We start from the raw sequence: 19,263 nt of genomic DNA, 5'->3' as shown, positions 1-19,263 counted from the left end.
TTTTGACAATCAGTTTAATACCAATATGAAATCAGTAAAATCATTTTTCAGTGTTTTGATCCTCTTGTTAGGATCTTTCTGTACTGTCTCTGCGGTGGCTCAGGTGGGTACTATTAGAGGAACCATCATTGATAATTCCAATGGTGAAACGCTTCCGTTTGCAACGGTTTTTGTAAAGGAAGTCCAAAAAGGTGTGAATACCGACCTTGACGGTGTTTATTCAGTAGATCTGGCTCCGGGAACTTATACCCTGGAGGTTACCTATGTGGGGTACAATAATTTGACTGTTCAGGACGTGATCATCAAAGATGGTGAAGTGAATGTTTTGGATATCAAAATGGGTAATGATGCCCAGGTGCTACAGGAAGTAGTTGTGAAAGCTACAATCGTAAAAAACAGCGAGTCTGCTATTCTGACAATGCAGCGTAAATCTCCTAATATGATGGATGGTATCTCAAAAGAGACGTTCAGAAGAATCGGAGATAATGATGCCGGTGGAGCAATTAAAAGAGTAACAGGTGTTTCTGTAGAAGGTGGAAAGTACGTTTTCGTTCGTGGTTTGGGTGACAGATATACCAAAACAATTTTGAACGGTTTGGATATCCCTGGTCTTGATCCTGATAGAAATACCATTCAAATGGATCTTTTCCCAACCAACATTATCGATAATATGACCGTTACTAAAACGGCCAGCCCAAACTTATCAGGTGACTTTACAGGGGGGATCGTTGATATTACAACAAAAGATTTCCCTCTTGAAAAGTCTTTCAATGTGTCTGTTGGTGGTTCTTACAATCCATCCATGCATTTCAACAATAACTACATTCAGGGAAGTAAGAGCTCAACTGATTGGTTAGGTTTTGATAATGGTTTGAGAAGTTTGCCGATTGACTCAAGACAGGTAGTGCCTTCAATCGCAAAAAGAGACGCCTCTCTTACGACATTGACCGAAAGGTTTACACCAGATTTAGGGGTTTTAAGTGGCCAAAGTCCAATGAACTTTAACGCCTCTATTTCTACGGGAAATCAGGTCAATTTGAAAAAAATGACCATTGGTTATAACCTGGCGGCAAATTACCGTAACGATACAGAATTCTACGAAGAAGTTCAGTACAATGCATTTATCAAAGGTTTTGACCCAAATACCGATTTTGAATTCGAAAGAAATCAGGCTCAGTATGGTTCTCTTGGTAAGAATAATGTCCTGGCCAGCGGTCTTGCGGGTGTAGCTGTTAAGTTTAACAGACATAAAATTGCCTTGAATGCATTACGTATTCAAAATGGAGAAAGCACTGCAGGTAAGTTTACACAGGAAACCTTCATTTTCAATTCTTCAACACTTGTTCAGGATAATCAGGAATATTCAGAAAGATCAATTTCAAACCTTAATTTGAAAGGTGAGCATTCGTTTGGTCAGGCTGATAATTTTAGAATTGACTGGTCTCTTTCTCCTACAATCAGCCAGATTCAAGACAAAGATGTACGTGTTACTCCTTTCAGGCTTGATGAAGGTGCATATTCTATTGAACCTTCTGAAGGTGCCCAGCCAAAGAGATTGTTCAGGTCACTGAAAGAGATAGATTACAGTGGTCGCCTTGATTTCACTAAGAAATTTGTGACTAACTATGGAGACTCTAAACTGAAGTTTGGTGTAGCTAACACATTGAAGAATAGAAATTACGAGATTCTTCAGTACGTATTTAACATTCGTGGTCAAAACCAGTTTGACATCAACGGAGATGCCAACGCCCTTTTGCAACCACAAAATATCTGGAATAAAGAGACTAACATGGGTGTATATGTGGTGGGTAACTTTGAGCCTGCTAACACTTATGATGCTACTCAGAATATTGCTGCTGCCTACGTAATGAACGAAATCAGCCTAACGGAAAAATTGAAAGCAATTTACGGTTTGAGAGTTGAGAAGTTTGATCACTATTATACTGGTCAGACAAACCTTGGTGACGAAATCCTTGACAATGAGAAAATCAACGAATCACTTGATTTCCTTCCATCAGCAAACTTTGTGTACGCACTGAAAGAGAAAACAAACCTGAGACTGGCTGTGGCTCGTACTTTGGCAAGACCATCATTTAAAGAGGCTTCAATCTCACAGATTTATGATGCACTTTCTGACAGAACCTTCATTGGTAACAGAAACCTTGTGACCACAAAAATTATGAACTATGACCTTCGTCTTGAGAAATTCATGGATAAAGGTCAAATGGTTTCAGTAAGTGGTTTCTATAAAACATTCAAAGATCCTATCGAGGTTGTAGCGTATAGCCAGGCGGCTCCTAATAATGTGCAGCCTCGTAACGTAGGCATGGCTCAGGTACTTGGAGGTGAGTTTGAACTTCGTCAGAATCTTGGCCTTAAAGTAGCAAATGAAATGCCCTTAAGCGTAGGTGCTAACCTTACCGTGGTGTACTCTCAGGTAGAAATGAACCCGAATGAGTATGAGTCAAGATTGGAGAACGCCAGACTTGATGAGCAGGTAAAAAATACACGTCAGCTTCAGGGGCAGTCACCTTTTATTGTAAACGGTTATATCTCATATAATCAACAAGAGAGTGGAATTGAAGCAAATCTTAGCTATAACGTGCAGGGCAAAAGACTATCTGTAGTAGGTATTGGCCGTAACCCGGATGTCTTTGAAATGCCTTTCAATTCACTGAATTTTAAAACAACAAAACGTTTTGGCAAAGCTCAAAAAGGGTCTGTTAGCTTCTCAGCTAACAATATTCTGAATGCTAAGCGTCAGCGTTTTTATGAGGGCTTTAACGCAGCTTCTCAGGTGTATGACTTGTTCAAGCCGGGAAGATCAATGGGTCTGAGCCTTGGTTATAGTTTATAACCAAAACTAATCTACGTATTAAACTTGATTCATATTGGTGAACGCAAATGCCCCGAAGCTTCTTCGGGGTTTTTTGTTTCTTAATACTGGCTTAAAATCCGGCTAATAAACGGGAAGTAGTTTTGTTCAAAAGACAAACAAATGAAAGATCTACTTCAAATTGGAATGAGTTTTCTGGAAAAGTATTGGCCCCAGCTGTGTTTGCTGCTTTTTATGATCTGGTATTACAGTTTTCCTATGCCTGTTTAGGCCGTGGCCTTTGAGGTTATCTCAAAAGCCTCTATTTCTGCAATAATTTTTTCGCGGCTTTCATTCAGCCAGTTTCTGAATTGCTGACCCGGGCTTTGATGGTGTTTTACGTAGGAGATGAACCTGTCCAAGTTAAACTCCTGCTGAGCAATACCTGCACCGTACTTCTGGGCATCATGAGCATTGCATAATTGCTCAAAATGATTAGGAACCGGCACCATCATGATAGGTTTGTCAAAATAGATGGCTTCACAAACGGACTCAAACCCGGCAGTAGTGATCAGGGCTTTAGCATTAGCCATTAATCGCAGAAATTTGACCGGGTCCAGTTTGTGCACAAAAAAGTTTTTGTGCCATTGTTCCACTTCATTTTCCTGATCGGTTTTAATGAAAGCATGCATTTCTAAGGTATCATTCTTCTTGTGCCACTCGGCAAGGTGCTTGAGCAAGTAAGGATTTGTAACATAAGCCAGATAGTACTCATAGTGTTTCACCGTTTGGCAAGTGGCTTCTTTTCTCAGTAGGGGAGGTACTCCAATAATGTTTCGTTGAGGAGCAACCGGTGAAAAAGAAAGGGCAAACAGCTTTTTAGCTTTCATGGCTGTAAGTCGGCTGTTGAGATTGATCAAAAAACGATCAAGCTGCCTGCCCTGAGGAAATTCAAATTGTGGATGTAGTAATAAATATTGATGACCAATGCACACCATAGGAGGTGCAGCTGAAGCGTATCTGATTTGATAGATTCCGGCCAGAAGATCATAGAAATTGATGATGATATCCGGTTGGTAAGATCCAATCCAATGGTGCATCATGTTCAATGACTTCAAATATCGTCCGGTTTTGCCAAAGTTATTGAGCAAGGTACTCTTAAGGCTCAGCCCTTTACCTTCAGCTTTGTAAGCCAGACCAGGACTGGCAAAAAAATGGGTAGGTACGTTCAATTGTTCTTCCACAGTGGAGCAGAAATCATCCGGAGTTTCTTTGCCAATAAGACAAGCGACAACCTCATGTCGCGTTTGATTCAACTGTTGGCTAAGACTAATGGCCTGAGTCATATGCCCGCGACCTTCTCCCTGAACAATGAACAGGATTCTCATTTTAGATTAAATAAGTCTGAATAGGAAAAGTCGATGTCTGACTCATTATCATCAAAATCTTTCTGATACCGTTTTGAGATGGCCTCTTCGTCGTATTCCTGATATTTTTTCTGAACTGAGTAATAAACGATTTCCCAGTTTCCGTTGTGGTCTTCCACTAACGCTGATAGGTTTTCTACCCAATCTCCTGAATTCATGTATTTGATTTGGTTAAATGTTTTGATAGCAGGCTGATGAATATGCCCGCAAATAATTCCGTCGCAATTTTTAGATCTTGCCAGCTCGGCCAATTGTTCTTCAAAGTCTGAGACATAATTGACCGCTACCTTAATAGATTGTTTTACTCTCTTGGAGAGTGAGTAATAGGCAAGACCTTTTGACCGACGATAGTGATTATATTTTTTATTGACCCAGAGCAAGAAAGTGTATCCTAAATCTCCAATATGAGCCAGCCATTTTGCTTTTTTAGTGACCAGGTCAAAAATATCTCCATGGACAACGTAGTACTTCTTGTCGCCAGACTCAATAGTCAGCTCTTTGAGAATTTTAAAGTTGGGACCAATACTAAACGGCAGAATCTGATCCAGAAAATCATCATGATTGCCTCGTAAATAATAGACTTTGGTGTCTTTCTTCTCAATGGTTTTAAGAATAGCCCTTAGGAATGCCGTATGTCTCTTTTTCCAGCTACCGTACTTTTTCAGTTGCCAGCCGTCAATAATATCTCCGTTTAGAATTAGCCTCTCACAGGAATACTGTTTGATGAAAGATGTTACTTCCCTCGCTTTGCTACCGGCGGTGCCAAGATGAATATCAGAAAGCACAATGGTCTTAAAATGATGTTGACTTTGCATGATGCAATTACTGCAAAGACTATTACCACATCATTAAGTGCAGAATATGGAATTGTAAACAAAAAAATCCCCAACCTTCCGGCCGGGGATTTAATAAAATCAGATTCAGAGAAATTATTCTGCTGCTTCGTCAGCACCAGCTTCTCCTCCTTCGGCTTCTCCATCCTCATCATCTTCTTCGTCAAGTTCGGCAGCCATTTTAGCGGCTCTCGGAATATTAACAGAAGCGATTGGGTTAGAAGTAGGATCAAGAATCTCAATACCATCAAGGCTGATAACCTCAACTTTTACGGATTGCCCTAATTTTAATGCCTTAACGTCAACGTCAACGTATTCAGGAATTGCACTTACAGGGCCTTTAACAGCAAGTTGGCGAAGCTTATGCTGCAATTTACCACCTTGGTTGATACCTGCAGGTGTACCTACCAAACGAATTGGCACTTTAATTTTAATTACTTTTTCAGGCGTAATTTCAAGGAAATCAGCGTGAACTAGTGTGTCATTTACAGGGTGAAACTGCTTGTCTTGAAGGATAGCAGAATACTCAGTGCCTTCAATGTTAAGTTTTACTTCGTAAGCGTCAGGAGTAAAAATTAACGGACGGAAAAGATAAGCTGGTGCATAAAAAGAAACCTGCTCTTTGCCGCCGTAAAGTACACATGGTACCTGGCCTTCAGCTCTTAGCTGATTCGCCGCCGAACGACCAAGATTCGCTCTTTTATACCCTACAATCTCGGTTTTTTTCATTTTTAAAAAGTAATTTGATGTTGATAATTTATAAATAACGTGCTTATTGAGCCATTGTCTCTTATTCTTCCGATGGCCTTTGCAAAAAGCTCAGCTGTGGAAAGAACTTTAATTTTTGGGTTGTCCTGCTTTAATGGAATTGTATCTGCTACGATAAGTTCTTCCAATACAGAATTCGCAATATTGTCATGGGCATTGTGCGACAAAACCGGGTGTGTACAGATTGCTCTAACTGAAGCTGCACCTCTGTCCATAATGAGCTGAGCCGCCTTGCACATGGTTCCGCCGGTGTCAATCAGGTCATCGATCAAGATTACATTTGCACCTTCTACTTCACCAATAAGCTGCATTGAGGCAATTTCATTTGCTTTTTTTCGGTGTTTGTCACAAATCACAATGTCCGCATCAAAATGCGTGGCAAATTTCCGAACCCTGGCTACACCGCCCACATCAGGAGAAGCAAAAAGCAGGTTGTCGAGCTTTCTTGCTTTCAGGTAAGGGACAAAAATAGATGTACCCTCAAGGTGGTCAACCGGAATATCAAAGAAACCTTGAATCTGACCTGCGTGAAGGTCAAGTGTCATGATCCTGTCTGCTCCGGCCGCCGTTAGCATGTTAGCCACCAGTTTGGCTCCAACTGCTACTCTTGGTCTGTCTTTTCTGTCTTGGCGAGCGTATCCGAAATAAGGAATTACCGCAACCACATAATGTGCTGATGCTCTTCTGGCAGCATCTATCATCAGTAACAGCTCCATGATGTTATCGGCATTAGGGAAAGTACTCTGAACCAGAAATACATCACAACCTCTTACCGACTCATCAAACGCTACTGAGATTTCACTGTCTGCAAATCTTTTGATTGACATTTTGCCCAATTCTTTGCCATATTGGTCTGCGACCATGCTGGCCAGGTATTGAGAATTGGTACCCGAAAAGATTTTAACTTCAGCCATTTATGTGCGTTTTCTGAAACGAGGTGCAAAAGTAGATAAAATATTAGTGAAAAGCTATCTGTAATTCTATCTATTTATTGTTTTGGTGAAATTGCTAAAAACTTTATTTTTGTATTAAATCTATATGAAGTAAGAATATGCAATTATCGCTGGTTGATGAGGTTCCGGAGTTGTCAAAAAGTTTCTTTTTGGATGTTTATGCCGAGGCAATTTTAGATGCAAATCAGTCCCGAATGCGTTTAGAGACGATTGATGGTCAGCCAATTCCCGGAAATTTAAAGGTGAGTTGCCCCAAACAGTATATTTCAAAATTCCCGGAGGGTACGATATATAAGTTAGACACTAAACTGGTGAGAAAGGAGGGGAAGCGTCCTTATTTCATTGCTATCAACAGGAAAAACGTGAGAAGGGCAATGGAATTTTTTGAGTACAATCTTAAAGTTCAAAATGGGTTCGATTATATACCTCCAACGAAAAGACAAGCTTAGACTTCATTATATGGTCAAATAATATCCTGTCCCGGCTCTTTGAGTCGGGGCTTTTTTTTGATTTATCATTTAATACTTATTTCAGAAGTTTCTAATTAAACCCGTGTTTGAGTCAAAAAAAATCCCGGCCTTTAAAGCCGGGATTATCTTTTCTAAGGAATTGCTAACTTATTTTCCTTTTGCTTCAGCAGCAATCAGATTCAGGGCCGAACCGGCCTTAAACCAGGCAATTTGCTGGGCATTATAGGTATGATTCAATTTGATCAAATCTTTGCTACCGTCATTATGAACGACTTCAAGTGTTAATTGAGTGTCAGGAGCAAAGTCTTTAAGATCGATAAAGTTGAAAGTATCGTCTTCCTTAATCAAATCGTAATCAGCCTCATTTGCAAAAGTAAGACCAAGCATACCTTGCTTCTTAAGGTTCGTTTCGTGAATACGAGCGAAAGATTTTACAATCACTGCTCTAACCCCTAAATGACGAGGCTCCATGGCAGCATGCTCTCTTGAAGAACCTTCGCCATAATTATGATCACCCACTACCACTGTCGGTACCCCTGCAGCTTTATATGCTCTTGCCGCACCAGGTACATCATTAATTTCACCAGACAGCTGGTTAACCACTTTATTGCTTTCCATGTTGAAAGCGTTAGTCGCACCAATCAAAAGATTATTTGAAATATTATCAAGGTGACCACGGTATCTTAACCATGGGCCAGCCATTGAAATATGGTCAGTCGTACATTTTCCGTAGGCTTTGATCAATAGTTTGGCACCCGTGATGTTATTGCCATCCCATGCTTTGAACGGACTCAATAATTGAAGACGATCAGAATCAGGATTGACCGTAACTTCAATTCCTGAACCATCTTCAGCAGGAGCCTGATAGCCATTATCTTCAACGTCAAAACCTTTTTCAGGTAATTCCATTCCAACTGGCGGGTCAAGTTTAACCTGCTCTCCATCCTTATTTGTCAAGGTATCAGTAATCGGGTTGAAGCCCAAATCACCAGCGATAGCAAGAGCTGCTACCATTTCAGGAGAGGTTACGAAAGCGTTAGTATTTGGGTTACCATCAGCTCTTTTCTTGAAGTTTCTGTTGAAAGAGTGAACAATAGTATTCACTTTCTCTTCATCAGCTCCTTTTCTATCCCACTGACCAATGCACGGTCCGCAAGCGTTGGTAAAGATGGTGGCGTTAAGGTCATTGAATGATTTCAATAAGCCATCTCTTTCAGCAGTGAATCGTACCTGCTCAGAGCCCGGGTTGATACCGAACTCTGCTTTGGTGATCAAGCCTTTGTCAACAGCCTGCTGTGCAATTGACGCTGCTCTTGATAAATCTTCATAAGAAGAGTTTGTACAAGAACCGATCAAGCCCCACTCTACTTTTGTAGGCCAGCCATTCTTCTCAGCCTTTTCTTTCATTTCAGCAATTGGCGTAGCCAAATCCGGAGTGAAAGGACCGTTTAGGTGTGGGCTCAACGTAGAAAGATCAATTTCAATGACCTGATCAAAATATTGCTCAGGGTTGGCATATACTTCTGGGTCACCTGTTAAGTGATCCGCTACTTCGTCAGCAAGCTCAACAACATCTGCACGGCCGGTAGCCTTCAGATATCTTCTCATTGATTCGTCATAACCGAAAGTTGAGGTAGTAGCACCAATCTCAGCACCCATATTACAGATAGTACCTTTACCCGTACATGAAAGTGATTTGGCACCATCACCGAAATATTCAACAATAGCTCCGGTTCCACCCTTTACAGTAAGAATGCCGGCTACTTTAAGAATGACATCTTTAGCTGATGTCCATCCGTTCATTTCACCGGTTAGTTTAACACCAATTAATTTCGGGAATTTAAGTTCCCAGGCCATACCAGCCATAACGTCTACGGCATCAGCACCACCAACACCGATAGCTACCATACCAAGACCACCGGCATTTACCGTGTGAGAGTCGGTACCAATCATCATTCCGCCAGGGAAAGCGTAGTTCTCTAAAACCACCTGATGAATAATACCGGCACCTGGTTTCCAGAAACCGATACCATATTTATTACAAACAGAACTCAGGAAGTTAAAAACCTCATTATTCTTGTTGATTGATTCCTGAAGGTCAGCCGCCGCACCCTGCTTTGCAAGAATCAGGTGGTCGGCATGGGCTGTCGAAGGAACCGCTACTTTCTTTTTACCCGCCTGCATAAACTGCAAAAGGGCCATTTGAGCTGTGGCATCTTGCATCGCTACTCTGTCAGGAGCGAAGTCTACATATGACTTACCACGGGTGAAGGCCTCGGTGGCCTCGCCATCCCAAAGGTGTGTATATAGAATTTTCTCAGCTAGTGTGAGAGGTTTGCCAACTTGCTTACGTGCAGCTTTTACTCTGCTGTCAAGTTTAGCATAAACCTCTTTTATCATATCTAAATCGAAAGTTTTAGATGCCATATAATCTTAAGGTTTTAAATGAAAGGAATAGAAATGGTGTTTGTAAACTCTTAACTCACCTATTTCGGGTCACAAAAGTAAGGATATTTTGGTGATGAACCCCTTTTTTAGAACACAAAAACGGTAGAGATAATTCGTTTTTTTCATACCAGTATGTGGTCTCGATGAAATTCTGAAACCATTTCAGGAATTGACCGAATAATATAAATTAAGAACCAAACTGGCACTTTTTTGGTACTATTGGGGGTACAGGGCAAAAAACTATTTTCAGTTTCAGTAGATAATGTACTTACTTTGTGCCCTCAAAGTGCTTAAAAGAACACAGCCAAAAATACTTCTTATGTCTAAAAATCTCGTAATTGTTGAGTCTCCTGCCAAAGCCAAAACTATCGAAGGCTATTTGGGGAAAGACTTTATAGTGAAATCCAGTTTCGGTCACATCCGGGATCTGCCTAGTAAAAAACTGGGTGTTGATGTTGAGAAAAATTTTGAACCTACGTACGAGATTTCCTCTGACAAAAAGAAGGTAGTAAGTGAACTCAAAAAGCTGGCTAAAGGATCAGAAGTCTGGCTCGCAACCGATGATGACCGCGAGGGAGAGGCCATTTCATGGCATTTAAAAGAAGCTCTAGGCCTTGGTGACGATACCAAGAGAATTGTTTTTCGAGAGATCACTAAAAGTGCCATAGGTAAAGCGATACAAAATCCAAGAGGGATTGATATCGATCTGGTGAATGCTCAGCAGGCTCGTAGAGTGCTTGACAGATTGGTAGGTTTTGAACTTTCGCCTGTTCTTTGGAAGAAAATTAGACTTGGTGGGGCCGACAGGACCAATCTCTCAGCTGGTCGGGTACAATCTGTAGCGGTAAGAATTATAGTTGAAAGGGAAAGAGAAATAGATGCACACCAAGCCGATTCAACTTATAAGGTGGTTGCTCTTTTTGAGGTGGAGAAAGGTAAAATACTCAAAGCTGAGCTCCCTAAGAATTTTGAATCAGAAGAAGAGGCAAAAAAGTTTTTGGAAGATTGCAAAGCCGCAGCTTTTACTATCAATAGTTTAGAGACAAAGCCGAGTAAGAGAAAACCGGCTCCTCCGTTTACAACCTCCACTCTTCAACAGGAAGCCTCCAGGAAACTGAGCTTCTCGGTGGCTCAAACGATGCAGGTGGCTCAGCGACTGTATGAAAGCGGTAAGATTACCTACATGAGAACAGATAGTACAAATCTTTCTCAGGATGCGATTGCAAGTGCCTCTGCTCAAATTACTTCGGCTTATGGTGATGAGTTTCTTCAAACTAGAGTTTATAAAACCAAAAGCGATTCAGCTCAGGAAGCACACGAAGCCATCAGACCTACAGATTTTGGAGTGTTGGATGCGGGTGCCGATAGGAATCAGAAAAGACTATACGATCTGATCTGGAAAAGAGCTATTGCATCTCAAATGAGCGATGCTCAGATTGAAAGAACTACAGCTAAGGTTGGAATATCTACCAGAGATGAGGAGTTGAACGCTACCGGTGAGGTAATCAAATTTGAAGGTTTTCTTAAAGTGTATCTGGAGTCAACAGATGACGAAGATGAGGAAAACAAAGATATGCTGCCTCCACTATCAGTAGGTCAGGAGCTGGCTTTACAAACGATGCGTTCTACAGAGCGGTTTAGCAGGCCACCGGCCAGGTACACGGAAGCAAGTTTGGTTAAGAAACTTGAAGAACTGGGTATCGGTCGTCCGTCAACTTATGCTCCAACTATTTCGACGGTAATTAAGCGTAATTATGTAGTGAAAGAAGATCGCCCGGGTCAGACCAGAGAGTATAAAGAGTACTTGCTTGAAGGTGGCGATGTCAAAGAGAATCATGGTACTGAAACCTATGGTTCAGAGAAAGCTAAATTATTTCCTACCAATGTGGGAATGATCGTAAACGATTATTTGGTAGCCAATTTTGACAAAGTTCTTGATTATAAATTCACCGCTAAAGTAGAGGATGAGTTTGATGATGTGGCCGAGGGTAAACTCTCATGGCAGAACATGATTGACTCTTTTTATCAGGAGTTTCACGAAAAAGTGGATAAAGCCGCCGGAAGTGATGCAGCCGCTGGCAACTCTTTTGAGCTCGGTGAACACCCGAAAAGTGGAAAGAAAATATTTGCCAAAATCGGCAAATTTGGTCCTTATTTACAGATTGGGGAAAGTACAGATGAAGATAAGCCTGAATTTGTATCGCTTAAAAAAGGTACGCTCATCAATACCGTGACTTTTGAAGAAGCCATGGAGATTATCAAAGGACCAAAACTTCCTTTGGAGGTAGGTATTTTTGAAGATCATGCTCTTGTAGTCAATGAAGGCCGATATGGCCCATACGTCCTTCACAATGGTAAATATTATAATTTACCTAAAGGAGAAGATCCGTTTACGGTCAATAAAGAGAGGGCGATTGAGATTATAGAAGAAAAACGGAAGGATCCTGAAAGTGCATTACCCAGAGATATGGCCGATTACAAAGGAGAGCCTGTTATTGTAGGCAAGGGAAGATTTGGTCCATATATCAAATACAAAGGGAAGTACATTAATATCAAAGGTGAGGATCCGTTGACTATTGACGACGAGGGAGTGGTAGCAAAGCTGGAAGAGCATTTTGCTGCTGAAGCTAAAAAAACCATCAAAACCTTCCCTGAAAATGAAACAGTTCAGGTATTGAATGGCAGATACGGTCCTTATATCAAAATAGGGAAGCGTAATGTGAAAATACCGAAGGATATGAAGCCTGAGGAATTGACGCTGGAAGATTGCCTGAAACTCGGTGAAGGCAAATAGCAAGATATTACTAAGTATTTACGTTAACTCCCCGTCAGCTATGGCGGGGAGTTTTTTTATATTACATTCAAACCAAAACCAATTTAAATCAAAATGTTTAAGAAGGGACTATATCTACTGTTGGTTTCAATGGCTTTCTTTCAGATTTCCTGTGAAGAAATTGAAGATATCATTGAGCCGTCGGCCTCGCGTACATTTGGTATAAGACATGACCGTACTCTTGAAGACTATGAAAATGCGGTGCAAAGCGGTGGAGATAAACCGGATTTCTCTGCAGTAGTTGCTTTTTCTTACAGCCTTAATGGAAGTGATAATGAGGATTATGTTGCTACTGGGACTCTGATCGCACCCAATTGGATACTAACAGCTGGACATAATTTTTTTGTGGCCGAAGAGCAATCTTCACCTGCTCCGGCCTCAGGAATTAAAGTTTTGGTTGGCAATGATCCCAATAATCCCGATCAACTTATTGAGGTGGAGCAGCTTTATTTTCATCCCACATGGCTGGTGGATAATCGCGATTTTGTTTTTGCGAATGATATGTGTCTGGTTAAATTGAAGACTCCGGTCACAAGTGTAAATCCTGTGGCTTTATATATCTCAACCACTGAGACTTTAGGCAGTCAGGTATGGTATTGTGGTTTTGGAGATTATTCAGGATTGCAGGGGCAGGACCCTAACTTATTTTCAAAGAAACATGCCTTAGAGAATACACTGGATCGTGAATCGGATGGAATTACGAGCACAGCGAATAGTGTGACTTATTCCGGAGGTCTGTTGGCTTTTGATTTCGATAGTCCTGAAGAAAATGCTAACTCCCTGGGAGATGAAATTGTTAATGAAGATGAAGCTCTGTTGGGTGAGGGGAGTAGCTCGTCTATACCCCTAAATCTTGAAGGAACTACGGTAGAAGGTGATAGTGGTGGTCCGATATTTTTGAAAGAAAATGGTCAATGGAAATTAGCCGGAGTTCTCTCTGGTGGAGTGCCGGAGCCATTCTCCGGGCATGAAGATAGCAGCTATGGTGATATCAGTGTATTTATTAAAGTCTCTTCCCAATTGAACTGGATAAACTCAATTGTAAAATAATGAGAAAGCACCTTGTGGTACTGACGGGAGCCGGTATTTCGGCGGAGAGTGGACTGAAGACTTTTCGTGATTCAGATGGTCTTTGGGAAAACCATAGGGTAGAAGATGTGGCGACCCCTGAAGCCTGGCATCGTGACCCGCATTTGGTGCAGCGTTTTTATAATATGCGAAGAAAGGCCGCAGCAGAGGCTTTTCCAAATGAAGCTCATAAAACGCTGGCCGAGCTTGAAAGTCATTTTAGTATAAGTGTTATCACTCAAAATGTTGACGATCTTCATGAGCGTGGAGGTTCTTCAAAAGTTTTACACCTGCATGGCGAACTGAATAAGGTAAGAAGTGTCAAAAATGAAAGTCTCATTTATGAAATAGGGGATAGGCAGATAGAAATGGGTGACTTGGCAGAAGATGGTGGTCAATTAAGGCCGCATATTGTTTGGTTTGGAGAGGCGGTTCCCATGATAGAACCTGCCGTAGAAATTTGCAGATCAGCGGATATTTTTATGGTCGTAGGTACCAGTCTGCAGGTTTATCCGGCAGCCGGCCTTATTGATTACACTCCGTATGACATTCCGGTTTTTGTAATTGACAAAAAGAGGCCACAGGCGAATTTACCTTCAAATATCCATTTTCATCAGGGAGCCGCAGGTGAAGTTTTGCCTGAATTGAAAGAGACCTTGATCCAAATGATTTAATTTCATTTGAAATTCATGAATCAAAGAATAGCTCATTCACATAATCCTGATAGGGTTTCATGAGTTTGCAAGCTTTGAAAATCTCATCAGAAAAATTCTCTGAACATACTTCTTTATCAGAGTAGTATCTATAAAAAAATAGCTCCTTATATTTTAAAAGCTCTATTTCAGGGTGGTCAATTTCATAACCTTTAGGCTTTGTTTTGAGTTGCTGGCCAGCAATCTCTTTAAAGTAGTTTTTAAATTCGTAAGCATAAATGATGCTTTTAAGAGCATCAGGATTATAGTCAATTTCCTGACGCCACTTGGCCATATTTTCAGGGGATGGTGACCACATTCCGCCTCCTAAAAAGCTTTTGCCTCCAGGCTCTATCTGTAAATAAAAGTCTGACCGGCCACTGCTGCTCCCTCCGGGACCAAAACCAGCTCCAAAGTAGTTTTTGTAGGGTCTTTTATCTTTTGTGAACCGTATGTCTCTGTTGATTCTCAAAATACACTTTTTGACCTCAGTATTAAGAAGGTCGTCCTGAATGGTTTTGAGTTGTTCCAAAACCTCGGATGAAAAATCTATAAAATTAGCTCGGGCCTCTTCATAACGACCTCGGTTTTCATGAAACCATTCTTTTTCATTGTTTTTTGCTAAATCCTCCAAAAAGTGAAGTGTGTTTGGGTCTATCATGCCCTAAATCTCTAATTTTGCTCTGCAATTATCAAATTCGAAAACAGAAAGTTCAATGGCCAGAATTCTGACCGGTATTCAAGCAAGCGGTAAGCCTCACTTAGGTAATATTTTAGGTGCGATTTTACCTGCGGTCCAATTGTCACAAGACCCAAAAAATGAGTCTTTTCTTTTTATTGCAGACCTGCACAGTATGACCACAGTGAAGGATGCCGATGCTCTGAAAGAGAATACTTTAGCGGTGGCGGCTGCCTGGCTTGCCTGCGGTTTTGACACTGAAAAGAATTATTTCTATCGCCAGAGCCGTCTGGCGGGGTACCATACCGAGCTGATGTGGTATTTGAATTGTCTGACGCCTTTTCCGATGTTAGCAAATGCCCATTCGTTTAAAGATAAGTCTGACAAGCTTTCTGATGTAAATGCCGGTCTCTTTACTTACCCGGTTCTTCAGGCCGCGGACATTGTACTCTATCAGGCCAATTTTGTGCCTGTGGGCAAAGATCAAAAGCAACATCTGGAGATGTCAAAGGATATTGCAGCGGCTTTTAACAGAACTTACGGAGAGGCTTTCGTTTTGCCTGAACCAAAGATCGATGAGAATGTAATGACTATTCCGGGCATTGACGGCCAGAAAATGTCAAAGTCTTACGGGAATTATATCGATATCTTCCTCCCTGAGAAACAGCTCTATAAGGTCATCAAAAAAATTGTTACTGACACTACACCTTTAGAAGAGCCTAAAGACCCTGATACCTGTAATGTCTTTGCATTATACAAACTGATGGCCTCTGAGGCTCAGGTAGCAGAAATGCGTCAAAATTATGAGGGTGGTAATTATGGCTATGGCCACGCCAAAAAGGCTTTACTTGATCTCATTTTAGAGAAATTTGCTAAAGAAAGGGAGCTTTATAACTATTATATGGAGAATACCCAGGAGCTTGAAGCAAAGCTTAAGGCCGGCGAAGCAAAGGCTGAGCTTATCGCAAAAGCTACGATGCAAAAAGTTCGTGAATTATTAGGCTTCATTGATTAAATGGAAAGTTTGGGGCATATTGACCTTGAACTCTTTAGGATACTCAACGGCCTTCATTCGCCCTTTTTTGACACCTTGATGTCATGGATTACAGCCAGATTAACCTGGGTGCCTTTATATCTTTTTATCATTTTTTATTTGATCAAGTCCTTCGGTTGGAAACAGGGAGGAGTATATATTTTGTATCTCATTGCCGTGGTGAGTTTGGCTGATCACGTCACATCCGGATGGATGAAACCAGCTTTTGAACGACTAAGACCTTGTCAAAATCAAAGCCTCAGTGATTGGATACATGTGGTGGGAGGCTGTGGAGGTAAATATGGCTTTGCTTCATCGCATGCTGCCAATAGTTTTGCTCTTGCTTGTGGCCTGTGTATGATTTTGACGTCTAAAAAATGGTTGTGGTGGGCAATGTTCATTTGGGCAATAATTGTATCCTACAGCCGTATTTATGTGGGAGTTCATTATCCGGGAGATGTGATTGCCGGTGCATTCATTGGAATTTTTATTAGTTTGCTCCTCAATTACCTATTAACAACAACAAAACTTAAAAATCGATTATGAAGAAATTAGGATTAATTCTGGCTCTGATGGCCTTTTCGTGTGTTTCCTATGCTCAAAGCATAACAGAAGGAACCTGGTGGAATGAAGAAAAAACATCCAGAGTTCAGTTTTATGAGCAAGGTGGAAAGATGTATGGCAAGATTGTTTGGTTGTCAGAGCCTACTGAAAATGGTAAACCAAAAGTAGACAAGAATAACCCGAAAGAAGCACTAAAATCTAAGCCTTTAATGGGCTTGGTCTTTCTCAAAGGTTTTGAAAAAGACGGTGAGAAATCCTGGGAAGATGGTACCATCTACGACCCAAGAAACGGGAAAACATACTCTTCAGAAATGACATTGGTAAGTGCTGATCAGCTAGATGTCAGAGGCTATATCGGTATTTCATTGATTGGCAGAACTTCGGAGTTTACCCGTTATAAAGGGAATTAATGGTTCTATGAAATAGAAAAAGGGCAGGTTTCTTAACAGAAATCTGCCCTTTTAATTTAAAACGGGTTATAAACCCTAAAACGCATCGCCCATCCCATCGTCAAAATAGCGGCTGCTGGTCATTTCATCATCTTCATCATAATCACTTTTGGAGGCATTAGCCATCTTTTTAAGCAGGATGATTTGACCTGTATGGTAAAGGTCATGTTGAATAACCCCGTGTATCAGCGTATAATATGTATACTCTGTGCCTGGTACAATTTCATTAAGAAAGTCATCGTCTTTTGATTGCAATTCCTTGACAAGTTCGTCATGGCTGAGGCTAAGTTCCATCAAAAGTGTTTCCAGCTCAAACTGATCAACTTTAGCTGCCGGTCCGAAATTCTTCTTGTCATCATCGATCAGATAATCAGCATCTCCCTGAAACTTTTTGAGACAGAAAATTCTCCAGCTTGTAATGTGATAAATCAGCTCAGCTGCCGTATGAACAGTGGGTGTTTTATAGCTGGCTTCTTTTGGAGTGATGGTTTTTACCGCTTCAAGTACGGAAGGCCCATGCCAAGCTCCGCCATGAAAACCCGCGTTTAAAAGATTGATGATTCTGGTAACCAAAACTTTATTCTGATCTATTTCTTGCTCTTTGCTCATTGTATTTATTTTATTCCCACAAAACCCATATCATACCCAGATGATAGGTGTCGTGCTGTACTATTCCGGTCAATAATTTGTAAAAATCGTAGAATTCGCCAGGAACCCGTTTGTCTAATAGTTCATCATCAAGTTCTTCAAGCTTGGCGATAAACTCTTTATGGGTGTCTGTAAGTAATTTCTTGAGTTGAGGCCAGTTTTCTTTCGATGTGATTTCTGGTGTTCCCCAGTTATCTTCTTCGGTATCCATTGTGAAATGAATATTGTCATTGAGTTTTTCAATCGCAAACTTCCTCCAAGCTACTAAATGGAATATGAGCTCAGAGATTGTTCTTTTTGAAAACCCATGTTTCTGATCGACTATATCGGGTTTCAGGCTATTCAAAATTTCTGTCACACTAGGCCCGTGCCATGCATCGCCTCTGAATACCGTATCAAGATTTTCTATTAGTCTGTCGAGCTCTTTTCTCATTAAATTCTTTGGAGTGCCAATCTTTACAAATTTCTAAAAAAATATGAATTCGCTAAGTATTTGCCTTTAGATTTCCACCATCTTCCCGGTCTTCACTGATTCATCGCAGGCAAATGCCACTTTAAGGCTATTTACAGCATCATTTATATGATTTGTAAGGTCAAGGTCTTCCTGGATAGCCCTAAGGAAATACTGCTGCTCTCTTTTGCAAAGCTCGTCATGATCAGGCTCATCAGTCATTTCTATCCACTCATCTTCTTTTACAAATTCGTTTTTATCATCAATAGCCGCATGGTGTACTCGTATTGCTTCGGTTTTGGTGTGTGAATCCACATCATCTGATTTTCCTTCAGAAGCCGCATTTTTAGCGACAATAGAAACACAGCCTTTTGGACCCACCACATCTTTGATAAAGAATGCGGTTTGACTCATCATAGGGCCCCATCCGGCTTCGTACCAGCCCACTGATCCATCGTCAAAATGAATCTGCAATTGACCATAATTATAATTCCAATCCGGAATTTCATCGGTTAATTTGGCTCCAATGGCCGAAACCTTAACAGGCTTAGCCTCGGTCATTAGACACATGATATCAATATAATGAACCGCACAGTCTACAATAGGGCTAAGGCTGTTCATTAAATTTTTGTGAACATCCCACATATAGCCATGACTCTGCTGGTTAAGATTCATTCTCATGACTAGGGGTTTGCCCATTTTTCGGCTTTCGGTCACAAAACGCTCCCATGAAGGATGAACTCTAAGAATATATCCGACAACCAACTTTTTATTTTTCTCTTTTGCCAAAACTGCAACTCGTTCAGCACCTTCAACAGTATCCGCAAGCGGTTTTTCAATAAAAACATGACAATCTGATTCTAACGCTGCAATGGCATAATCTTCATGTGTATCAGGGTAAGTTGAAATGCTCACCGCATCTGGTTTTGAGGATTTCAGGGCTTCATAATAATCATCGAATAAAGGGTAAGTAGCGTTAAGCTTTTCATTGAGATTCACCTTACTTTGCCCTCGCGAAACGATTCCGCAGATTTCAAACTCAGGCATGTTATGATATGCTTTGGCATGAGAGGCACCCATATTGCCGGCTCCGACCACCAGCACACGAATTTTAGTCATTGATTTCAGTGTT

At 41.0% G+C, this 19,263-nt stretch carries 17 protein-coding genes; 8 read left to right on the top strand and 9 right to left on the bottom strand.

The features are described 5' to 3' along the window. Nucleotides 1-25: 25 nt before the first annotated feature. Nucleotides 26-2,857 (top strand): TonB-dependent receptor, encoded by a 2,832-nt coding sequence (locus tag AFM12_RS05555; RefSeq protein ID WP_055144782.1) that lies wholly within the window; start codon nt 26-28, stop codon nt 2,855-2,857. A 245-nt stretch (nt 2,858-3,102) separates the two neighbouring features. Here AFM12_RS05555 and AFM12_RS05550 read toward each other — a convergent pair whose 3' ends face one another. From AFM12_RS05550 to AFM12_RS05535, 4 genes are all read right to left on the bottom strand, one after another. Beyond that, a complete protein-coding gene (locus tag AFM12_RS05550; protein WP_055144779.1) occupies nt 3,103-4,203 on the bottom strand; it encodes a glycosyltransferase family protein in 1,101 nt (366 codons plus the stop codon). After that, the gene (locus AFM12_RS05545) at nt 4,200-5,057 is read right to left on the bottom strand and encodes a UDP-2,3-diacylglucosamine diphosphatase (protein WP_055144776.1); all 858 of its coding nucleotides are present in this window, start codon (nt 5,055-5,057) and stop codon (nt 4,200-4,202) included. Before AFM12_RS05545 ends, AFM12_RS05550 begins: the two co-directional genes overlap by 4 nt. A 114-nt stretch (nt 5,058-5,171) precedes the next feature. After that, complete coding sequence (locus AFM12_RS05540) at nt 5,172-5,804, bottom strand: 50S ribosomal protein L25/general stress protein Ctc (protein WP_055144773.1); 633 nt, start codon at nt 5,802-5,804, stop codon at nt 5,172-5,174. Between the two features lie 2 nt (nt 5,805-5,806). Beyond that, nucleotides 5,807-6,757 carry a ribose-phosphate pyrophosphokinase gene (locus tag AFM12_RS05535; RefSeq protein WP_055144770.1) on the bottom strand — a complete coding sequence of 317 codons (951 nt, stop codon included), beginning with the start codon at nt 6,755-6,757 and terminating at the stop codon, nt 5,807-5,809. A gap of 137 nt (nt 6,758-6,894) precedes the next feature. On the opposite strand from AFM12_RS05535, the gene AFM12_RS05530 reads away from it, so the two are divergent. Next, on the top strand, nt 6,895-7,245 hold the full coding sequence (locus AFM12_RS05530) for a hypothetical protein (protein WP_055144766.1): 351 nt from the start codon (nt 6,895-6,897) through the stop codon (nt 7,243-7,245). A gap of 168 nt (nt 7,246-7,413) precedes the next feature. Here the strand turns inward: AFM12_RS05530 and AFM12_RS05525 are convergent, their stop codons facing one another. Continuing rightward, nucleotides 7,414-9,693 (bottom strand): aconitate hydratase, encoded by a 2,280-nt coding sequence (locus tag AFM12_RS05525; protein WP_055144760.1) that lies wholly within the window; start codon nt 9,691-9,693, stop codon nt 7,414-7,416. A 340-nt stretch (nt 9,694-10,033) separates the two neighbouring features. Here AFM12_RS05525 and topA point away from each other — a divergent pair, with 340 nt between their 5' ends. The 3 genes from topA (at nt 10,034) to AFM12_RS05510 (ending at nt 14,289) form a co-directional block, all read left to right on the top strand. Continuing rightward, nucleotides 10,034-12,508 carry a type I DNA topoisomerase gene (gene topA, locus AFM12_RS05520; RefSeq protein ID WP_055145204.1) on the top strand — a complete coding sequence of 825 codons (2,475 nt, stop codon included), beginning with the start codon at nt 10,034-10,036 and terminating at the stop codon, nt 12,506-12,508. Between the two features lie 93 nt (nt 12,509-12,601). Next, on the top strand, nt 12,602-13,597 hold the full coding sequence (locus AFM12_RS05515; RefSeq protein ID WP_055144757.1) for a S1 family peptidase: 996 nt from the start codon (nt 12,602-12,604) through the stop codon (nt 13,595-13,597). Beyond that, nucleotides 13,597-14,289, top strand: coding sequence for an SIR2 family NAD-dependent protein deacylase (locus tag AFM12_RS05510; RefSeq protein WP_055144754.1), 693 nt, complete (start codon nt 13,597-13,599; stop codon nt 14,287-14,289). Before AFM12_RS05515 ends, AFM12_RS05510 begins: the two co-directional genes overlap by 1 nt. Nucleotides 14,290-14,302: 13 nt before the next feature. Here AFM12_RS05510 and AFM12_RS05505 read toward each other — a convergent pair whose 3' ends face one another. Then, nucleotides 14,303-14,968, bottom strand: a complete 666-nt coding sequence (locus AFM12_RS05505) for a DUF2461 domain-containing protein (RefSeq protein WP_172678807.1) — start codon at nt 14,966-14,968, stop codon at nt 14,303-14,305. Nucleotides 14,969-15,023: 55 nt separating this feature from the next. Between AFM12_RS05505 and trpS the strand changes: the two genes are divergently transcribed. The 3 genes from trpS to AFM12_RS05490 are packed head-to-tail and all read left to right on the top strand — an operon-like array spanning nt 15,024 to nt 16,993. Beyond that, complete coding sequence (trpS, locus tag AFM12_RS05500) at nt 15,024-16,001, top strand: tryptophan--tRNA ligase (RefSeq protein WP_055144750.1); 978 nt, start codon at nt 15,024-15,026, stop codon at nt 15,999-16,001. Beyond that, the gene (locus AFM12_RS05495; protein ID WP_055144748.1) at nt 16,002-16,565 is read left to right on the top strand and encodes a phosphatase PAP2 family protein; all 564 of its coding nucleotides are present in this window, start codon (nt 16,002-16,004) and stop codon (nt 16,563-16,565) included. Beyond that, nucleotides 16,562-16,993, top strand: coding sequence for a DUF2147 domain-containing protein (locus AFM12_RS05490; RefSeq protein WP_229308463.1), 432 nt, complete (start codon nt 16,562-16,564; stop codon nt 16,991-16,993). Before AFM12_RS05495 ends, AFM12_RS05490 begins: the two co-directional genes overlap by 4 nt. A gap of 75 nt (nt 16,994-17,068) precedes the next feature. On the opposite strand, the gene AFM12_RS05485 is transcribed toward AFM12_RS05490, so the two are convergent. The 3 genes from AFM12_RS05485 to AFM12_RS05475 all read right to left on the bottom strand — a co-directional run bounded on the left by AFM12_RS05485 (nt 17,069) and on the right by AFM12_RS05475 (nt 19,250). Continuing rightward, entirely contained in the window at nt 17,069-17,641 is a 573-nt protein-coding gene (locus AFM12_RS05485) for a DinB family protein (protein ID WP_055144745.1), read from the bottom strand. 10 nt (nt 17,642-17,651) lie between these two features. Next, nucleotides 17,652-18,113, bottom strand: a complete 462-nt coding sequence (locus tag AFM12_RS05480) for a DinB family protein (RefSeq protein ID WP_055144742.1) — start codon at nt 18,111-18,113, stop codon at nt 17,652-17,654. 66 nt (nt 18,114-18,179) lie between these two features. Then, on the bottom strand, nt 18,180-19,250 hold the full coding sequence (locus AFM12_RS05475) for a Gfo/Idh/MocA family protein (protein WP_055144740.1): 1,071 nt from the start codon (nt 19,248-19,250) through the stop codon (nt 18,180-18,182). Nucleotides 19,251-19,263 lie beyond the last annotated feature (13 nt).

It is taken from the genome of Jiulongibacter sediminis (genome assembly GCF_001306455.1).
GTDB classification, from domain to species: Bacteria; Bacteroidota; Bacteroidia; order Cytophagales; family Spirosomataceae; genus Jiulongibacter; species Jiulongibacter sediminis.
Note: the sequence above shows the minus strand (reverse complement) of the source record. Positions and strands in the feature narration are given on the sequence as shown.